General features: G+C 69.8%; 14 protein-coding genes and 1 pseudogene. 7 read left to right on the forward strand and 8 right to left on the reverse strand.

The window, feature by feature from the left end; genetic code table 11:
* Nucleotides 1-196: 196 nt before the first annotated feature.
* A complete protein-coding gene (locus AC1G9L_RS20860) occupies nt 197-793 on the forward strand; it encodes a hypothetical protein (RefSeq protein WP_481069866.1) in 597 nt (198 codons plus the stop codon).
* Between the two features lie 303 nt (nt 794-1,096).
* Here AC1G9L_RS20860 and AC1G9L_RS20865 read toward each other — a convergent pair whose 3' ends face one another.
* From AC1G9L_RS20865 to AC1G9L_RS20890, 6 genes are all read right to left on the reverse strand, one after another.
* On the reverse strand, nt 1,097-1,879 hold the full coding sequence (locus AC1G9L_RS20865; protein ID WP_019799850.1) for a hypothetical protein: 783 nt from the start codon (nt 1,877-1,879) through the stop codon (nt 1,097-1,099).
* A 187-nt stretch (nt 1,880-2,066) separates the two neighbouring features.
* A complete protein-coding gene (locus AC1G9L_RS20870; protein ID WP_019799849.1) occupies nt 2,067-2,696 on the reverse strand; it encodes a DUF938 domain-containing protein in 630 nt (209 codons plus the stop codon).
* A 73-nt stretch (nt 2,697-2,769) separates the two neighbouring features.
* Nucleotides 2,770-3,594 (reverse strand): NYN domain-containing protein, encoded by an 825-nt coding sequence (locus AC1G9L_RS20875; RefSeq protein WP_481069867.1) that lies wholly within the window; start codon nt 3,592-3,594, stop codon nt 2,770-2,772.
* 84 nt (nt 3,595-3,678) lie between these two features.
* Entirely contained in the window at nt 3,679-4,494 is an 816-nt protein-coding gene (locus AC1G9L_RS20880; protein ID WP_371184031.1) for an EcsC family protein, read from the reverse strand.
* Between the two features lie 122 nt (nt 4,495-4,616).
* Entirely contained in the window at nt 4,617-6,011 is a 1,395-nt protein-coding gene (locus AC1G9L_RS20885; RefSeq protein ID WP_481069868.1) for an MFS transporter, read from the reverse strand.
* Nucleotides 6,012-6,171: 160 nt separating this feature from the next.
* Nucleotides 6,172-7,080, reverse strand: coding sequence for a DUF4424 family protein (locus tag AC1G9L_RS20890; protein ID WP_019800264.1), 909 nt, complete (start codon nt 7,078-7,080; stop codon nt 6,172-6,174).
* 158 nt (nt 7,081-7,238) lie between these two features.
* Between AC1G9L_RS20890 and AC1G9L_RS20895 the strand changes: the two genes are divergently transcribed.
* From AC1G9L_RS20895 to AC1G9L_RS20910, 4 genes are all read left to right on the forward strand, one after another.
* On the forward strand, nt 7,239-9,062 hold the full coding sequence (locus AC1G9L_RS20895; protein WP_481069869.1) for a family 43 glycosylhydrolase: 1,824 nt from the start codon (nt 7,239-7,241) through the stop codon (nt 9,060-9,062).
* Between the two features lie 97 nt (nt 9,063-9,159).
* The gene (locus tag AC1G9L_RS20900; protein WP_019799870.1) at nt 9,160-9,717 is read left to right on the forward strand and encodes a lysozyme inhibitor LprI family protein; all 558 of its coding nucleotides are present in this window, start codon (nt 9,160-9,162) and stop codon (nt 9,715-9,717) included.
* 122 nt (nt 9,718-9,839) lie between these two features.
* Nucleotides 9,840-11,009, forward strand: a complete 1,170-nt coding sequence (locus AC1G9L_RS20905; RefSeq protein WP_481069870.1) for an XAC2610-related protein — start codon at nt 9,840-9,842, stop codon at nt 11,007-11,009.
* 52 nt (nt 11,010-11,061) lie between these two features.
* Entirely contained in the window at nt 11,062-12,759 is a 1,698-nt protein-coding gene (locus tag AC1G9L_RS20910; RefSeq protein ID WP_019799868.1) for a peptidoglycan-binding protein, read from the forward strand.
* 48 nt (nt 12,760-12,807) lie between these two features.
* Here AC1G9L_RS20910 and AC1G9L_RS20915 read toward each other — a convergent pair whose 3' ends face one another.
* Nucleotides 12,808-13,329, reverse strand: coding sequence for a hypothetical protein (locus tag AC1G9L_RS20915; protein ID WP_481069871.1), 522 nt, complete (start codon nt 13,327-13,329; stop codon nt 12,808-12,810).
* A gap of 55 nt (nt 13,330-13,384) precedes the next feature.
* Complete coding sequence (trhA, locus tag AC1G9L_RS20920) at nt 13,385-14,047, reverse strand: PAQR family membrane homeostasis protein TrhA (RefSeq protein WP_371184401.1); 663 nt, start codon at nt 14,045-14,047, stop codon at nt 13,385-13,387.
* Between the two features lie 234 nt (nt 14,048-14,281).
* On the opposite strand from trhA, the pseudogene AC1G9L_RS20925 reads away from it, so the two are divergent.
* Together AC1G9L_RS20925 and AC1G9L_RS20930 are read left to right on the forward strand one after the other, a co-directional pair.
* Nucleotides 14,282-16,564: pseudogene (locus tag AC1G9L_RS20925) on the forward strand (DEAD/DEAH box helicase); the annotation flags it as partial.
* On the forward strand, nt 16,540-17,898 hold the full coding sequence (locus AC1G9L_RS20930) for a ribonuclease H-like domain-containing protein (RefSeq protein ID WP_481069872.1): 1,359 nt from the start codon (nt 16,540-16,542) through the stop codon (nt 17,896-17,898). The pseudogene AC1G9L_RS20925 and the gene AC1G9L_RS20930, both read left to right, overlap by 25 nt.
* Nucleotides 17,899-17,908: the final 10 nt, after the last annotated feature.

The following is a 17,908-nucleotide window of genomic DNA, read 5'->3' on the forward strand; positions in this document are numbered from 1 at the left end:
GGCCGGCGCCGCGTTTTCCGCTCTCCCGCGTTCCCGGGCGTCCGTGCCTCTGCTGCAGGAGCGGCTGCAGCCGCGACCCGACTCCAGCAGCACGCAGGACGGCAGCATCGCCCAGGGCGGCCGGCCTTGGGCATCATCCGCACGTTGCGTGGATCGCCAGCGATCCACGGCCGCATCAGCCTCGAAGGAACATCGCGTGAAGCGTTTGGTCAAACTCGCATGCGTGGCGCTGGTGGGCGCCATCCTGCTGTTCTACCTGCTGGCGGAGCACGCCGGCCCCTGGATCATGCCGCGGTTCATCACGATCCGTGTCGTGGCAGGACCCGATCGGCCGCTCTCCGGCGCGAGGATCCGCGTCCAGCAGGACGTGTGGTCGATTCCGTGCCTGAGCTACATGGGGATCTCCGGCGCGAGTTGCGCGTCGGGCAAATGGACAGTCTTCCATGGCCGCCTGGATCGCAACGGCGAAGCGCGGGTGTTGGTCTTTCAGGCAGCCGGGCTGCGAGCGGACTCGTATATCGCCTGCATCAATGGGAACCAGTACGAGGGCTACTTCGCCTACACCGAGTGGCCAGCGCGCCAGGACGTGCAACGTCTCACCCTGGACTACAAGCGCCTGGAGCAGCAACGAACAGGTTGCATGAACGGCTATGGAGAAGAACCGCTGGCAGCCCCGGCATGGTGGGATGCTGCGTTGAAGGAAGACGCCGAGGCCGATGCGCAGGAGGACGATTCGTCGCAATCGACGGCTCAACAACCTCCGGATAGCTCACCGACGTCGGACGGACCGTAGGAACCAGGCTGCAGGCGCGGCTTCAGCCGCGACCTGCCATGTCACCAGGTGGCGATGCAGCCTATGCCCAACGCTTTGCAGCGCACCACTACCATGCAGATGGATCCCGGTCGATCGCGATGCTGCCGATGACGGAAGGGTCTGCGCGTCGGGACTGAAGTCCCTCCCACATGGTTGCGTCCGCACGCTCCGTATGCGCCACAGCGGCCCTGGGCGAGCGGCCGCTGTGTCCTATCAAGACGCGACTCGGTCGAGTGCCGCGTGGCAACTCGACCGAACGCACTCAACGGAACGAACGTCGAATCAGACCCGCGGATCGGGCGGATTGCCGCGGCCCGGGCGATCGTAGCGATCCGAATCGAAGGCTTCGCGCACGGCGGCCTTGGCCTGCGCCCAGCTCAGCCGCGAGCGATCCTTGGCGCGCTCCCAGCCGCTTTCCAGGTCCGTGTCCAGGCGGTCGTCCCAGACGCGGTCGCGGTAGCGGCTGCGCGCCTGCACGCCGTAGCGGTAGGCCGGGCGGTAGTCGTCGTAGCTGCTGTCGGTATCGCGGTAGTCCACGGTGTCGAAGCGATCGGCGTAGTAGCGGTCGCTGTCCTCGTAGGTGCGGTAGGTGGCATCGGCGCGCTCCCAGGAATCGCGCGCGGCCAGCCGCGCCTCGTCCCACTCCAGGCGCGAGTCGCCACGGCGCGTGCCCCAGTCGTGCGACAGTTCGCGCTCGTGCTCGTCCCAGGTGCGCGAGGGATACTGCTCGCGCGCCTGCAGGCCCAGGCCGTAGGCCGCGGCGTAGTCGCGGTCGTAGTCGTAATCGGCCTTGGCGTAGTCGCGGTTGCGGTATTCCTCGCGCCAGTAGGCGTCTTCGCCGGTGGGATCGATGCGCTCGGCCACACCCTTGCCCGCGGCTGCGCCGGCGACCACGCCGACCGCCGCGCCGATCAAGGTGCCAAGCGGCCCGAACACGGTACCGGCCAGTGCGCCCGCGGCCACGCCGCCGGCGGCGCCGCCGATGCCGACCCCGACCGGATGCGAACCCGGGGTGCCGGAGATCGGATCGCGATTGAGGTCGCGGGCTTTGTCGTTGTTGTCCATGGGAATGCTCCGTGGCGAATGAGGGAAGCACCGGCTGCAGGCAGATGGGCGGCGGCGGGTGTCGGCGCACAGTCGCAAGCCGGCGGTGAATCCGCCGTGGCACGGTGGTGAACCCGCCATGAGGGGCGCAGCGCGCTTTCGTCACCTGGACGCAACGCGCGCCCGTCGGGCCGATCGCGTTCCCTGTTCAGATCGCCGTCGCGGTCAGCCGCGCCTGGCCGCGGCGCCAGACCAGGCAGCGGTTGTTGGCCGGCATCGCCACGTCTTCCTGCAACGTCAGGCCCTGCGCCTGCGCCAGCGCGTCCACCGCCTCGGCATCGCGGATGCCGCTGGCCGGGTCGCGCGCCTTCAGCAATGCATCGAAGTCGCGATTGCTGTCGCTGGTGAAGTCGCCGCCGTAATTGAACGGGCCATACACCGCCAGCACACCATCGCTGCTGTTCGCCAACAACGGGCCGACGCCGGCAAAGAACGCCTGCACCGCGTCCCAACCCATGATGTGCAAGGTATTGGAGGTGAACACCGCATCGTAGCCGGTGTGCGGCCACGGCCCGTCGCGCACGTCCAGCGCCAGCGCCGGCGGCGTGTTCGGCAGGCCTGCCGCCGCCAGCCACTGCGCGATCCCGGGCAGGTGCTCGGCACGCTCGCTGCATTGCCAGCTCAGGTGCGGCAGCGCCGCGGCGAAGTGCACCGCGTGCTGGCCGGTGCCGCTGCCGATCTCCAGCACACAGCGACGATCGGCGAAGTGCCGCTGCAGCACCTGCAGGATCGGATCGCGGTTGCGGTCGCAGGACGGGGCGTAGGGTCGATCGCTCATCGTGGCGCGCACCTGTGTGTGCCATTGCGCGCTGCGGCGGCACGCACCTGCGCGAATGGCAGCGGCGGACGGCTCATCCGCGCGAGCGCACGAAGATGCGCTTGCCGCCGCCTTCGTTGCCGCGCTCCTCCAGTTCGAAATGCGTCGACAGCCGGCGCAGCAGGTCGCTGAGCTTCTTGTGCCCGTACAGGCGCGGATCGAAATCCGGGCGCACCTTGTTCAGATAGCTGCCGACACTGCCCAACCCGGCCCAGCCCTGGTCGTCGGAGGCTTCCTCGATGGCCTGGCGCAGCAGGGTCAGCGGCGCCTGCTTGGTCTCGGTGGCGGCGGGCACGGGCTCGGGCTTGGCCGGCGTCGCGGCCGGCTTCTTGCGGCCCTTGGCCGCCGGCTTGGCGGCCGCAGCGGCGGGCTTGGCCGGTTCGGCGGCGCTGGCCTCGCTGCGCAGCACTTCGGTGTAGATGAACTTGTCGCAGGCCTGCACGAACGCATCCGGGGTCTTGCGCTCGCCGAAGCCGTACACCGTCGGCCCCTCCTCGCGCAGGCGCTGCGCCAGGCGGGTGAAGTCGCTGTCGCTGGAGACCAGGCAGAAGCCGTCGAAGCGGCCGGTATAGAGCAGGTCCATCGCATCGATGATCAGCGAGCTGTCGGTGGCGTTCTTGCCGCTGGTGTAGGCGAACTGCTGCACCGGGCTGATCGAGTGCTTCAGCAGCGCCTGCTTCCACTGGGTCATGCGCGTGCTGGTGAAATCGCCGTAGATGCGCTTGACACTGGCCAGGCCGTACTTGGCGACTTCGGCGAGCAGGCCTTCGATCACCGACGGTTGCGCGTTGTCGGCATCGATCAGCACCGCCAGCCGCGGCTGGTCGTCGTCGCTGTCGGAACGGTGGCGGGTTTTCATGGCATGCACCTGCGGCAAGGAAAGATCGGGAGAAGCGTGGAAGCGGTCTCCACTGTGCCAGCGCAACGCGGCGACCGCCATGGCTCATCGCCCGGCCGGCAGCGCCTCGTAGGCCTGGCGCACCGCCGCTTCGCCATAGCGGCGTTCCAGCCGGCGCACGGTGAAGTGGCCGCGCGCCATCGCCTGGAAGTGGGCGATGAACACCGTGTTGAGCAACGCGCCGCTGGCCGCGCCGACCAGCGGCACCGCCTGCGCCGCCAGCTTCTCGCTGACGGTGACCGAGAACTTGGCGGCGATGCGCGACAGCAGCGACACCAGCACCGGCGCGCCCTTGCTGCCCAGCCCGTGCGCGGCGATGTACTGCGCGGCGGCGCTGAGTTGCTGCGCCATCGCCGCACGCACCGCGAAGTAGCCCGATTCGCTGCCGTCGTCGCGCTGGCTGCGGCCGCCGTGCGCCAGCACTTCCAGGCAGGCCAGGGCGGTCGCCGGATCGTCCAGGCGCTCGCCCTCGGCGCGGGCGATGTCGGCGATCGAGCGGAGCATCAGCGTGGTGGTCAGCGGCAGTTCCACCACCAGCCCGGGCAGGCCGAAGAAGCCGCCGGCGGCGCCGGTCGCCGCCACCGCGGCGCCGTGCAGGCGCGGCCGTGCGCGTTCCGGCGCCTGCCCACGCAGGGTCAGCAGCGCCGAGCGCAGCGCCACTCGCAGCGCGCGCTGGCTGACCGCATCGATGCGCGAGGACAGCATCTTCGGCAGGCGCTTGCTGATCAGCGCCTCGATCGGCGCGCCCACCGCATTGGCGATCTTCGCCGCCAGGCCCGGGTGTTCCAGCAGGGCGCGCGCCTGGGCCAGGTCGCGGTGGTCGGCGGCATCCATCACGGGGACGGGCAGTAGCGTGGTCATGGCCGAAGCTCGTGGCGAGGGAGGCCACAGCATGCACCGGGCGGCAGCGACATGGTGTCGAGGGCCGATGACCGGTGCGGGACGTTCAGCCATCGGGCGCGCTCGTGCGCTTAGGGCCAGCCCTAGATCCGCTCCAGCGTGTGCTGGCGGGTGCGTGGCCCGAACCGGCCCACCACCGCGGCGGCAATCAGCAGGCTGGCGGCGATGAAGCCGAGCACGCCCCGATGGCCGGTGCGGTCCAGCAGCATGCCGATCAGCAGGCTGCTGGCGGCGGTGGACAGGCGGCTGAAGGAATAGCAGAACCCCACCGCGCGGGCGCGCAGCGCCGTGGGGAACAGTTCGGCCTGGTAACCGTGGTAGGCGAAGCTCATCCAGGCATTGCAGAAGGTGACCGCCGCGCCGCAGGCGATCAGCAGCAGCGGCTGGTGCTGCCAGGCGAACAACAGGCCGAACAGCATCGCGCCCAGCGCCGACACCACCACCTGCCACTTGTTCTCCCAGCGCTGCGCCACGCCCATCAGCAGCAGCGGCGCCAGTGGATACGCCAGCGAGATGGCGAAGGCGTAGCCGAGCCCGTGCACGCTGTCGGCGCCTTGCCGCGCCAGCAGCGCCGGCAGCCAGTTGCCGAAACCGAAGAAGCCGATCGCCTGGAAGATGTGGAAGGTCACCAGCATCGCCATGCGGCGCCGGTACGGGGGCTGCCATAGCGCGGAAAAGCGCGGCGGCGGCGCAAGGGAGACAGGTAGCGGCTCCGGCGCCGGCAACGGCCGCCCCAGGTCGGCGGCACAGCGCGCCTCCAGCCGCTGCAGCACCGCATCGGCCTCGGCATGCCGGCCTTGCGTGGCCAGCCAGCGCGGCGATTCCGGCAGGCGACTGCGCAGCCACCACACCGCCAGCGCGAAGCCGCCGCTGAGCAGCGCCACCCAACGCCAGCCGCTCAGGCCCAGCGGCGCGTGCGGCACCAGCGCCCAGGCGCTCAGCGCTACCGCCGGCACCGCCAGGAACTGCACGCAGAACGCCAGCGCGAACGCTGCGCCACGCATCTGCCGCGGCACCATTTCAGACAGGTAGGTGTCGATGGTGACCAGCTCCACGCCCAGGCCGATGCCGACCACGCCGCGCCACAGGATCACCCCCAGCGCGCTGTGCTGCAGGCCCATCGCCACGGTCGCCACGCTGTACCAGAGCAACGCGAAGGAGAACACCGCGCGGCGTCCGAAACGATCGACCAGCGGGCTGAGCAGGCTCGCGCCGAGGAACAGGCCCAGGAAGGTCGCCGAGGCGAACGCGGCCTGGTCGGCGATACCGAACACGCCGGCCGCGCCCTCGGCGAACACGCCGTCACGCAGCAGGCCGGGGCTGAGGTAGGCGGTCTGGAACAGGTCGTACAGTTCGAAGAAGCCGCCCAGCGCCAGCACCGCGACCAGGCGCCACAGGGTGCGGGTGGGCGGCAGGCGCTCCAGGCGCGCCGCGACCAGGGCGATGGGATCGGAAGCGGCAACGGCAGCATCGCGCATGCAGGCAAGTCCTGTGGGGGAGGAAACGCGCCGCCGCATGCTGCCCGACCCGCCGCCGCGCGCGCCACCGCGTCGGACGAAAACTGCCGACCGCGCCGCATCGGCGTTCAGCCGGATGTCGGCTTCGGGGCGGTCGGCCGCTATGGTCGCCGGCCGCCGGTCAGCGCAGGAACAGGATGTCCAGGTCGCGGTCGGGCACGAAGTCGCGCTGGCGAAACTCGAAGGTCAGCGCGTCGGTGCGCTGCAGGTCGCCGTCGAAGCACAGGCTGAGCAGGTCGCCGGGGGCGCGCTTCTTCAGGGTCAGGTGGAAGTCCTGGATCGGCCCCTTCCAGTTGGCGCCGGTGCGCAGCACGTAGCGCAGGTTGCTCCACTGCAGGCCGTTGGCGCCGGCGCGGCGACGCATGCGCTGTTGGGTAGCGGCGTCCAGGCAGGTGGGCTTGGCGTACTCGCCGATCAGGTCGCTGGCCGGCATCGGCACGCCGGTGGCGACGCTGGGCGCGTAGCTGTGGCGGATCGCCACTGTGCCGCCGGCCGGGAAGCGCTGCTGCCAGACGAAGTACTCGCTGAGGGTGAAGCGGGGCTGCCCGTCCGCATCGAACCAGCGTGCGGGCAGCGGCTTGCGCCCGGCTGGGACGGTGCCGCCCTCGACATACTCGGCCAGGTCGTCCGGCGTCCAGCCGCTGGCCGCCCAGGCGCGCGAGATGTCGCTGCCGTCCAGCTTCGCCACCAGCTTGCGCTCGGTGCGCACCGGCTTGCCGTCCACCCACAGCCTGAAGTCGGTGAGCGCACTGTGGTCGGCCATGCCGAAGTACATCGGCGGCATCGGGAAAGCGATCGGCACCAGCAGGTCGCGCGTGCTGGTGTTGGTGAACACGTAGTCCACCTGCACCCGCTCCTCGCTGATGAACAGGTCTTCCTTGCTCATGCGGATGTCCGGCTGGCGGATCAGTTCGATGGAGCCATTGGCGTCGCCGATGCTGCTGTCGTTGGCGAAGGCGCCAGCGGCCGCGAACAGCAAGGACGACAACAACACGGGCAGCAGGCGGCGCGGCGAAACGTTGGCGGTCATGGAGTCGGAGGTCGGCGAGGGAAGGCGCCGCGGCCGCAGCACGGCAGCGGCGAACGGGCGGGCGCCATGGTAACCGCGGCGACATGGCCTGCCGCATCGCGCCCTGCCGCTGCGTTTGCTACGGTAGCCGGCGCCGCCACGGGGGGAAGGCCATCGCCATGTTCAGAGCATTCGCAACGCTGGCGCTGCTGGCGTCCGCCGGGCTGGCCGCGGCGCAGGCGCCAGGCCAGCGCAGCTACGCCAATCCGATCGACCTGGATTACCGCTACAACTTCGAGCAACTCAACGAAGGCATTTCCTACCGCACCGGCGCCGACCCGGTGTTCGTGCGCTTCGGCGACGCCTACTATCTGTTCCAGACCCTGGCCGACGGCTACTGGCGCTCCAGCAACCTGCTCGACTGGCAGTTCGTGACGCCCAGCCGCTGGCCGTTCGAGAGCATCGTCGCGCCGGCGGTGGTGGCCGACGGCGACCGCCTGGTGATCATGCAGTCGGCCTTCGAACCGCGCCCGCTGCTGCAGACCCGCGACCCGGCCAGCGGCAAGCTCGACTTCCTGACCCGGCTGCTGCCCAAGCTGCCGCGCGCCCAGCCGATCGGCACCGAGATGAAGGGCCGCCCGCTCAGCGACGTGCCGCCCGGCCCCTGGGACCCGGACCTGTTCATCGACGACGACGGCCAGTGGTACCTGTACTGGGGCTCGTCGGACCGCTATCCGCTGTATGGCATCGCCATGGATCGCAACGCGCAGGGGTTCGCCTTCCGCGGCGTGCCGACGCCCTTGCTCGCGCTGGATCCGGCGCAGCACGGCTGGGAGCGCTTCGGCCCCGACCACCGCGGTGCCCGCTTCCCCGACGGCAGCCCGATCGGCAGCTACCTGGAAGGCGCGTGGATGACCAAGACCGGCGGTCGCTACTACCTGCAGTACGGCGCGCCCGGCAGCGAGTACAACGCCTACGCCAACGGCTTGTACGTCGGCGAGCACCCGCTCGGCCCGTTCGTCTATGCGGCGTACAACCCGGTGGCCTACAAGCCCGGCGGCTTCATGCAGGGCGCCGGCCACGGCTCCACCTTCCAGGACGCGCACGGCAACTGGTGGAACAGCGGCACCGCCTGGATCGGCGCCAACTGGACCTTCGAACGGCGCATCGTGCTGTTCCCCGCCGCCTTCGCCGCCGACGGACAGATGCGCGTGTCCACCCGCTTCGGCGATTTCCCGCACTGGATGCCGGACGGCCCGGTGGCCGACCCGGAGGCGCTGTTCACCGGCTGGATGCTGCTGTCCTACCGCAAGCCGGCCACTGCCTCGTCCACCCTGGACGGCTTCGCCGCCGACCGCGCCACCGACGAGGACCCGCGCAGCTACTGGGTGGCCGCACGCAACACGGCCGGCGAGACCCTCACCGTCGACCTGGGCGGGGAACGCAACGTGCGCGCCGTACAGGTTAACTTCGCCGACTATCGTGCCGGCCGCTACGGCGATGCGCCGGACATCTACACCGCGTTCCGGCTGCAGCACTCGCGCGACGGCCGCCACTGGCTGCCGCTGGCCGAGGTCGGCGACGGCGCCGACCGCCGCGACCGGCCCAACGCTTACCTGCAACTGCCCGCGCCAGTGCGCACCCGCTACATCCGCTACGTGCACGGCCACGTCGGCGCCGCGCACCTGGCGATCAGCGACCTGCGCGTGTTCGGCAACGCCGACGGCGCCCCGCCACCTGCACCCACCGGTGTCGTCGCGCGCCGCGAGGCCGACCGCCGCAACGCCCGCGTGCACTGGCAGGCGGTACCCGGCGCCGTCGGCTACAACGTGCGCTGGGGCCTGCGTGCCGACCGCCTCACGCTCACCTACCAGGTGTTCGCCGACCGCGGCACCGACCTGGAACTCCGCGCGCTCAACGTCGACCAGGCCTACGTATTCGCCGTCGAAGCCTTCGACGAACGCGGTGTCTCCCCGCTGAGCGCGCCCATCGCCGTGCCATGAAGCCATCACGGCCTTCCCGTATGCTTGGCGCCACCTCGACCGCGCACCGGCGAAGCGACGCGCGGCAGGATCGGTTGCCGATCGAAGGAGAAGGACGATGCACCAGCACCAGGGAACCCAGGGCCAGCGCCGGCTGCGCGCATGGCTGATCGCCGCGGTGGTCGCTGGCGCGTGCGGCAACGCCGCCGCGCAGCAGATGGACCCACGCGACGCGCAGCTGCAACAACAGCAACGCCTGCTGCAGCAGCAGGCCGAGCAGATCCAGCAGATGCAGCAGCAACTGCAGCAGACGCCGCCGGCCGGCGCCGAAGCCGCTGCACCGAGCGATGGCCTGTCCGCCACCTACCACGACTGCCGCAAGCAGGCCCAGGGCCTGGACGAGAACCGCCGCTGCATCCAGCGCGAACAGCGCGTGCAGCAGGAGCGCCTGGACCGCGCCTACGACAAGCTGCGCTACCGCCTCAGCGGCATGGACCGCTCCCGGCTGATGGATGCGCAATCCACCTGGCAGCAGTCCAACGACCAGGCCGCACAGCTCGACCGTGCGTTCGGCGCCCGCGGCCAGGAGGCTGGCCTGCAAAGCGCCGAAGCCACCCTGCGCCGGATCAGCTCCCGCGCCGACGAACTGGAAGGCTATACGCGCGGCGGTCGTTGAGGGCAGTGACAGGCAAGCTGTCGGACCATACGCGGCAGCGTGTTGCGGTGCTGAGCGGGCGAATTGCCCCCGGCAGCAGCGCACAGTTGAGGTCTTTCAAAGGCGTTGCACGGAGGCCGGAGATGGCAGGCATGGAACAACGGGATCAGATTCGTAAGCGGAGCACGTCGCCACAACTGCCGCGCCCTGGCCTTGTCTCATCGCTCAAATGGGCGCGTGCGCGCTGGTTCGGCACCCTATGCCTCGGGGCCTTGCCCGCGATCGTGCTAAATGGCGCAGTCGCGGCGGCTCCATCCTTGCCGTCGGGCGCGGAGTTGTTGGCGTTGCAGAAGGACGCGCTGCGTCCGACATATTCGCAGTGTCTCGCCAAGGCGATGCAGCAGGAGGGGCGGGAACGCTGCGTGGACGAGGAGTTCGCCTACCAGGACGGCGAGTTGAACAGGGTCTACCGCGCCCGCATGACGGCCCTGCCGTCCGCGAAAGAGCGATCGGCGTTGCAAGCCGCACAGCGCCAGTGGATCGCGCAGATCTACCAGAATCGGTGCAAGCTGCCAGAGCAGGCAAGCCCGGCGATGCGCCTGGATGCCAAGCAATGCAGGCTGGCCACGACGATCAGCCGCCTGCGCCAACTGAACGATCCGCAGTTCGTCGCGTCGATCAGTGCCGCCAAGCCGGTAACGCCGTCGCCCGATGCAAGCTCGGAGGCGAAGGTATTCACTGCCGCTGGACTGCCGGATGCGGCAGGACAGGTCGCTTTTCCACTGGGATATCTCAGTCTGCAGGTCGCAGACGCGCATTGTCGCGACACCGGCGGGCTGCTACTGCGTTGCGCACCCGCGACGGTCGTGGTGCAACGCCCGGCGGGCAAACAATCCATCCCCGTTCCATCCTTGGTCTTCCTGAACAAGACAGCGGATCAGCGAGAATATGTCGCCGCCTATCGCGGCCCCATCGCCCAACAGGGCGAAGAGAACGAGGGCCTGCGCTACACCGTGATCGTCTCGGACATCAATGGCGACGGCTACGACGATCTGCTGTTGTGGACCGATTTTTCCGGCCGCCTCGGCGCGCCCGCCTATACCTATTATCTATTCGATCCAAAGGCCAAGCGCTTCGTGAAGAGCGAGAAGCTCGCACAGGCGACACGCGGCCTCACACTCTCCGGCATCAGCGGCACGACCCTGCATCTGTGGTCGGAAGAAGGACAATGCAAGCGCACCATGGTGGCGCTTGCACTGCATGGAACGACACCGACGCGGCATTCCAGCAAGACCATCGATTCCTGCAAGTAGCCAAGCAGGTTCGGTGCATCACTCGCACCACATAGAGAGACAAGGATTTCCCATGAGCGACGGATACGGCAAGCAAAACGCGGGGTTCGGGCTGACACGCGAACAATCGGTCGACCTGATCGTCCGCAGCTGCCTGGACCACGGTGTCACCGACACCCGGCAGATCGCGTATGTGCTGGCCACGGCACAGCACGAATCCAAAGACTTCCAGGCTCCTGAAGAGGACTGGGGGCGAAAGCAGGCCGTGACGCTGTCGTATCACGGTGGCGAAGCCTATTACGGCCGCGGCTATGCGCATCTCACCCATGTCGAGTTGTACGAAAAGCTTGGCGAGAAGGCAGGACTAGGACGCGAACTCGTGCAATCGCCAGGCCGGGCCGCGGAACCTGCCATTGCGACGAAGATCCTCGTCGCCGGCATGCGCGATGGCGACTTCGTGCCGGGACAGACCCTGGCCGCCCATATCAACGCCGACAAACAGGACTATGCCGGCGCACGCGCGATCATCAATCCCCGCGATGCGGCAAGCGTGCAAACCATCGCCGGTTATGCGCGCACTTGGGAAGCTTCGGTAACGGCGCTGGTAGAGCGCGCCCAACGCGAAGCCGTGGCACCCGCGCAGCCGCCGGCCGCATCCAATGCGCCAGCATCCGTCGGCAAGGGCGACGCGAATCAAACTGTGTTCGAAGCACAGCAGTATCTGGCCGCGCTGGGAATGACCGATAGCAAAGGCAAGGACATCTCCCCCGATGGCGACTTTGGTGCTGGCACGGAGCATGCAGTCAAACAATACGAGCGCAGCAAAGGCGTTGCAGAGCCAACCGGCCGCGTCGATGCCGCCATGCTGGCCGAACTGCGTGCCGATACCCTGCAGGCGCAGCCGCAATTCAAGCGCCAGACGATGACCGACCTGTACGGCCCATTGAAGGATGGAGAGCTCCGCCGAGGCGAGAAAGGGGAACCTGTCTATGAACTGCGCCGTCAGTTGCAGGGCCTGGGCTACATCCAGAATGCGCCTCCGAACTGGGGCGGCGACCGCCTCTACGACGAGCACATCGAAGCCGGCGTCCGTGCATTCCAGAAGGCCAATGGGCTGCAGGAGACCGGACGCGCCGATACGGAGACGCGGCGGCAGTTGAATGCGTCCGCGGTGAGCCAGCATCTAGCGCCCACCACCGAATTCGACCGTCCGGAAAATTGGCCGCCGCAACCGCCACCGTATACCAGGGCCGAATATCAGACCCGCCAGCAGGCGCCGGCGCAACCCGCTCCATCTGCACCTGCAACGCAGGAGCCATCACCCGATCAGCGGCGAGGCCAGGCACCGACGCCAGCAACGCCTGCGGTCATGCACAGTTCGCTGTACCAGGATTGCTCCAACGGCGTCGACGCGCTGGACCGGCAACTCGGCCGCACGTCCGACACGGCGAGCGCGTGCATGAAGGCCAGCCTGACCGAGTTGGCCACGCGCAACGGCCTGACACGCGTCGATCATGTGCTGCTCAGCGAGCGCGGCCGTCAGGCCGAGCCGGGGCAGTACGTCTTTGTCGTCGAAGGCGATCCACGCAATCCCGCCAGCCTGCGCGCGCACATGCCGACCGATCAAGCGATCAATACACCAGTGGAGGTGTCCTTCGGTGCCTTGGCGCAATCGGAGCAACAACGCCAAGCCAGTCTGCAGGCTCAGGTCGCCATGGAGCAACAGCGCGACGCACAGACACGCGAGGCCAACAGCAGAAGCATGGGATGACACGGCCCGCGCCGACGGCGCCCGAGCCCTGGCTAGCTGGCGACACGCTCACTGCCCCGCCGCGCAACCCCCGCCCTGTTCCGCGCACACCTTCATGGCGCGCTGCAGCTCGGCCTCGCTCAGCTGCGGGGGCGGCCGCGCGACGGCGGCCTGGACCTGGTCGGGGCCGCCGGTCAGCGCGTGCAGGCCCTTGGCCGCCTTGCCGGCCAGGTAGTAGACGCCGAGCGCGATGTAGCCGCCGCTCTGGCTGACCTGTTCCACCGAGGGCGGCGGCCGCCAGTCCTTGTCGAAGCGGTTGGGCGGCGGGGTCACCGGATTCTTGAAGCGATACAGATCCAGCGGCTCGCCCTCGTCCGGCGGCAGCGCGCGCACTTCGCCGAGGGTCTGGATGTCGTCTTTGGCAGCGTCGGTGGCCGGCGGCATGGCGACGGACGGCGCGGGCGGCGCAGCGGCATCGGTCGCAGGCGCCGCCTGTTGCGCCTGCACCTGCGTGCACGCCGCCAGCAACGCGACAGCCAACAACGCCCTCAGGCGCCGGCCGATCGGATCCGTTGTGTCCACGCTGTCCATGGCGCCCGAGCTTACGGACGCGGCGCGGCCATCTCTAGCGCGTCGCCACCGCCGTTCACGTCGGCGACAGCGGCCGCAGGCACAGCCAGATCGCGCACCAGTGCGCCAGCGCGCCGCCCAGCACGTGCGCGTGCCAGATGGCGCGGTTGTAGAGCATCGACTTGCGCACGTAGAAGGCCACGCCCACCGTGTAGATCGCGCCGCCGGCGGCGATCAGCCACAGCACCGGCGTGTCCAGCCCGGCCACGATCGGCTTGACCGCGGCCATCCCCGCCCAGCCCAGCAGCAGGTAGATCGCCACCCAGAAGCCCTTGGCGATGCCCGGCAGGAACAGCTTGGCGAACACCCCGAACAGCGCCACGCCCCACACCGCCAGAGTCATCGACCAGACCCAGGCGCCGGACAGCGCCAGCACGAAGAACGGTGTGTAGGAGCCGGCGATCATCACGAAGATGCCGGCGTGGTCGAGCTTGCGCAGCACTGGCTGGCGCTGCGGCGGGGCGAAGTTGTACGCCGCCGAGCAGGCGAACATGGTCAGCAGCCCCAGCGCGTAGATGCTGGTGGCCAGGATCAGCGCGTCGTTGGCATGGGCGCGCCAGACCAGCAGCGCGCCGCCGACCACGGCCAGCAGCAGGCCGGCGGCATGGACCAACAGGTCGGCGCGGCGGGCGGCGGCGGTGCGGTAGTGCGGGGGAAGCGCGGAAGCGGACACGGACAGGAACAGTGGGCGACAGGGGCCGCCGATGCCGGGGGGACGACAGGATACCTGTCGAGGACGACAACGCGTGCAAGGCCACCGGAGCAGCGCGCCGATGGCGCTGCACCCACATAGGCAACGCACCCACAACCGCCCCGCCTGAATCCGCTCATCTGCCCTCCTCGCCTCTGCGCGCCCCGTCTCATACCCTGAGACGCGATTTCGCTTCCCTGTTCCGCTTTGAGAGCCGTGCCGATGCCCGCCCACGCCCTAGCCCCGCGCACCGAGGACGCCGAGCGCGCCCTGTCCACCACCGACGGGGTGCCCTCGCGCGATGGCGCCCTGCTCAGCGCGCGGCTGGAGCGGCGTTACCACGATCGCATCACCGGCAGCTTCACCATCCCCGGCCAGGCCGGCCGCTATGCGCCGATCCCGGACAACGTGCCGCCGGCGCTGGCCGCGGCATTGCGCGAACGCGGCATCGCGCAGCTGTACAGCCACCAGGCCGAGGCCTGGGACGCGGCGCAGCGCGGCGAGCACGTGGCCATCGTCACCCCCACCGCCTCGGGCAAGTCGCTGTGCTACACGCTGCCGGTGGTGGCCGCGGCGATGACCGCGCAGGCCAAGGCGCTGTACCTGTTCCCGACTAAGGCGCTGGCGCAGGACCAGGTGGCCGAGCTGCTGGACCTCAACCGTGCCGGCGACCTCGGGGTAAAGGCCTTCACCTTCGACGGCGACACCCCCGGCGATGCGCGCCAGGCGATCCGCCTGCACGGCGACATCGTGGTCAGCAACCCGGACATGCTGCACCAGGCGATCCTGCCGCATCACACCAAGTGGGCGCAGTTCTTCGAGAACCTGCGCTACGTGGTGATCGACGAGATCCACACCTACCGCGGCGTGTTCGGCAGCCACGTCGCCAACGTGCTGCGCCGGCTCAAGCGCATCTGCGCGTTCTACGGCGTCACGCCGCAGTTCATCCTGTGCTCGGCCACCATCGGCAACCCGCGCGCGCACGCCGAGGCGCTGATCGAGCAGCGCGTGCACGCGATTACCGATTCCGGCGCGCCCAGCGGCGACAAGCACGTGATGCTGTGGAACCCGCCAGTGGTCAACGCCGACCTGGGCCTGCGCGCCTCGGCGCGCTCGCAGAGCAACCGCATCGCCCGCATCGCGATCAAGTCCGGGCTCAAGACCCTGGTGTTCGCGCAGACCCGGCTGATGGTGGAGGTGCTGACCAAGTACCTGAAGGACATCTTCGACCACGACCCGCGCAAGCCGCCGCGCATCCGCGCCTACCGTGGCGGCTACCTGCCCAGCGAGCGCCGCGAGGCCGAGCGGGCGATGCGTGCCGGCAGCATCGACGGCATCGTCTCCACCTCGGCGCTGGAGCTGGGCGTGGACATCGGCGCGCTGGACGTGGTGGTGCTCAACGGCTACCCCGGCAGCGTCGCCGCCACCTGGCAGCGCTTCGGCCGCGCCGGGCGCCGCCAGCAGCCGGCGCTGGGCGTGCTGGTGGCCAGTTCGCAGCCGCTGGACCAGTACGTGGTGCGGCATCCGGACTTCTTCGCCGACGCTTCGCCCGAGCACGCGCGCATCGCCCCGGACCAGCCGCTGATCCTGTTCGACCACATCCGCTGCGCCGCGTTCGAACTGACCTTCGTCGCCGGCGAGGCGTTCGGCCCGGTGGACCCGGCGGTGTTCCTGGAAGCGCTGGCCGAGAGCGAGGTGGTGCACCAGGAAGGCGACCGTTGGGAGTGGATCGCCGACAGCTACCCGGCCAACGCGGTGAGCCTGCGCTCGGTGGCCGACGGCAACTTCGTGGTGGTGGACAAGACCGACGGCAAGCAGCAGATCATCGCCGAGGTCGACTATTCCGCCGCCGCACTGACCCTGTACGAGGGCGCCATCCACATGGTGCAGAGCACGCCCTACCAGGTGGAGAAGCTCGACTGGGAGGGCCGCAAGGCCTACGTCACCCGCACCCACGTGGACTACTACACCGACAGCATCGACTTCACCAAGCTCAAGGTGCTGGACCGCTTCGACGGCGGCGCAGCCGGACGCGGCGACGCGCACCACGGCGAGGTGCACGTGGTGCGGCGCGTGGCCGGCTACAAGAAGATCCGCTACTACACCCACGAGAACATCGGCTACGGCCCGGTGAACCTGCCCGACCAGGAACTGCACACCACCGCGGTGTGGTGGCAGTTGCCGCAGGCCACCCTGCTCAAGGCGTTCGGCAGCAAGCAGGACGCGCTGGACGGTTTCCTCGGTGCGGCCTACGCGCTGCACGTGGTGGCCACGGTGGCGGTGATGGCCGATGCGCGCGATCTGCAGCAGGCGGTGGGCGACGGCGACGGTGCCTGGTTCGCGGTGGCCGACGCCAAGGGCCGCGGCCAGTTGCGCGGCGGCGACAGCGGCGAGCCGGCCAGCGTCGAACTGCAGCAGTTCGTGCCCACCGTGTACCTGTACGACAACTTCCCCGGCGGCGTCGGCCTGAGCGAGCCGTTGTGGCGGCGCCAGGCAGAGCTGGTGCAGCGCGCCCGCGAACTGGTGCAGGGCTGCGATTGCGTGGCCGGCTGCCCGGCCTGCGTCGGCCCGGTGCTGGCGGCGCAGGAGGAAAGCGCGACCACGCCGCGGGCGCTGGCGTTGCGCGTGTTGCGCTTGCTGCTCGACGGCGAGGACGACGCGGCGCTGGACGCGCGCGGCGCGGCCACGATCGCCGCCGACGTCGATGCCGACGCGCTGCCGGAGTGGAGCGCATGAGCATCAGCCTGGAGCGCCTGCGCGCGCTGCGCCGGCAGGCCGGCGATGCCAGCGCCGAGCGCACGCCGGCGTCCTCCGGCAATCCCACCGCAGCCGACGCGCCTCGCGCGTCGCGCACGGACGCTGCGGCGACGACGCCTACGCACGCGCCGCGGCAGGCAACGGCGCAGCCGCGCGAGGTCGCATCGCACGCGGCACCGACGGCCGCACGCACGCCATCCGCTGCCCCGCGCAGCGGCGGCACCGACACCGCGGTGGCGCCGCCCATCGCCATCGCCCCGTTCGGCCGCGGCGGCACCGATGTGTCCGCCCTGCGGCGCCTGCTCGGCCTGCGCGAGCGCGCCGTCGCGCCCGCCGCGGCAGTGGTCGCACGCAGGCCTGCCCTCGCGCCGGACCGGCACCTGCCCGGGGTGGAGATCGCGCCCGGGCTGCACCTGATCGAGGCATTCCTGCCGCAGCCGATCCCCGCCGGCGCGCTGTCGCTGGCCTTCGCCCGCCGCGAGGATGTGGTGGAACCGACCGACCTGCTGTTCTTCGACACCGAGACCACCGGCCTGGCCGGCGGCACCGGGACGCGCGCCTTCATGATCGGCGCGGCCGACTGGACCGTGCATCCGGCCGATGGCCCGGGCCTGCGCATCCGCCAGTTGCTGATGGCCACGATGGGCGCGGAGAAGGCGATGCTGGAGGCGTTCCGCGCCTGGCTGCGGCCAGGCACGGTGCTGTCCAGCTACAACGGCCGCTGCTACGACGCGCCGCTGCTGAAGACCCGCTACCGGCTGGCGCGCTGCGCCGATCCGCTGTCGGCGCTGGACCACGTGGACCTGCTGCATCCCACCCGCCGCCGCTACCGCGGCACCTGGGAGAACTGCAAGCTCGCCACCATCGAGCGGCAGTTGCTGCGGGTGGTGCGCGAGGACGATCTGCCGGGCTCGGAAGCGCCGGCGGCGTGGCTGGGCTACCTGCGCGGCGGCAACGCGCGCAACCTGCGCCGCGTCGCCGCGCACAACCACCAGGACGTGGTCACGCTGGCGCTACTGCTGCAGCGCCTGGTCGCCGCCGAAGCCGAGGAACGCGCGCTGGCGGCGACCGCGTCGGCGTAGGCGCGGCACG

Source organism: Xanthomonas sp. NCPPB 1132 (genome assembly GCF_056629235.1).

Bases quoted from the DNA above. Each gene is read 5' to 3' on its own strand.
- AC1G9L_RS20865 (WP_019799850.1), bottom strand. From the start codon at position 1,879: ATGGACAACAACGACAAAGCCCGCGACCTCAATCGCGATCCGATCTCC.
- AC1G9L_RS20870 (WP_019799849.1), bottom strand. From the start codon at position 2,696: ATGAGCGATCGACCCTACGCCCCGTCCTGCGACCGCAACCGCGATCCG.
- AC1G9L_RS20875 (WP_481069867.1), bottom strand. From the start codon at position 3,594: ATGAAAACCCGCCACCGTTCCGACAGCGACGACGACCAGCCGCGGCTG.
- AC1G9L_RS20880 (WP_371184031.1), bottom strand. From the start codon at position 4,494: ATGACCACGCTACTGCCCGTCCCCGTGATGGATGCCGCCGACCACCGC.
- AC1G9L_RS20885 (WP_481069868.1), bottom strand. From the start codon at position 6,011: ATGCGCGATGCTGCCGTTGCCGCTTCCGATCCCATCGCCCTGGTCGCG.
- AC1G9L_RS20890 (WP_019800264.1), bottom strand. From the start codon at position 7,080: ATGACCGCCAACGTTTCGCCGCGCCGCCTGCTGCCCGTGTTGTTGTCG.
- AC1G9L_RS20895 (WP_481069869.1), top strand. From the start codon at position 7,239: ATGTTCAGAGCATTCGCAACGCTGGCGCTGCTGGCGTCCGCCGGGCTG.
- AC1G9L_RS20900 (WP_019799870.1), top strand. From the start codon at position 9,160: ATGCACCAGCACCAGGGAACCCAGGGCCAGCGCCGGCTGCGCGCATGG.
- AC1G9L_RS20905 (WP_481069870.1), top strand. From the start codon at position 9,840: ATGGCAGGCATGGAACAACGGGATCAGATTCGTAAGCGGAGCACGTCG.
- AC1G9L_RS20910 (WP_019799868.1), top strand. From the start codon at position 11,062: ATGAGCGACGGATACGGCAAGCAAAACGCGGGGTTCGGGCTGACACGC.
- AC1G9L_RS20915 (WP_481069871.1), bottom strand. From the start codon at position 13,329: ATGGACAGCGTGGACACAACGGATCCGATCGGCCGGCGCCTGAGGGCG.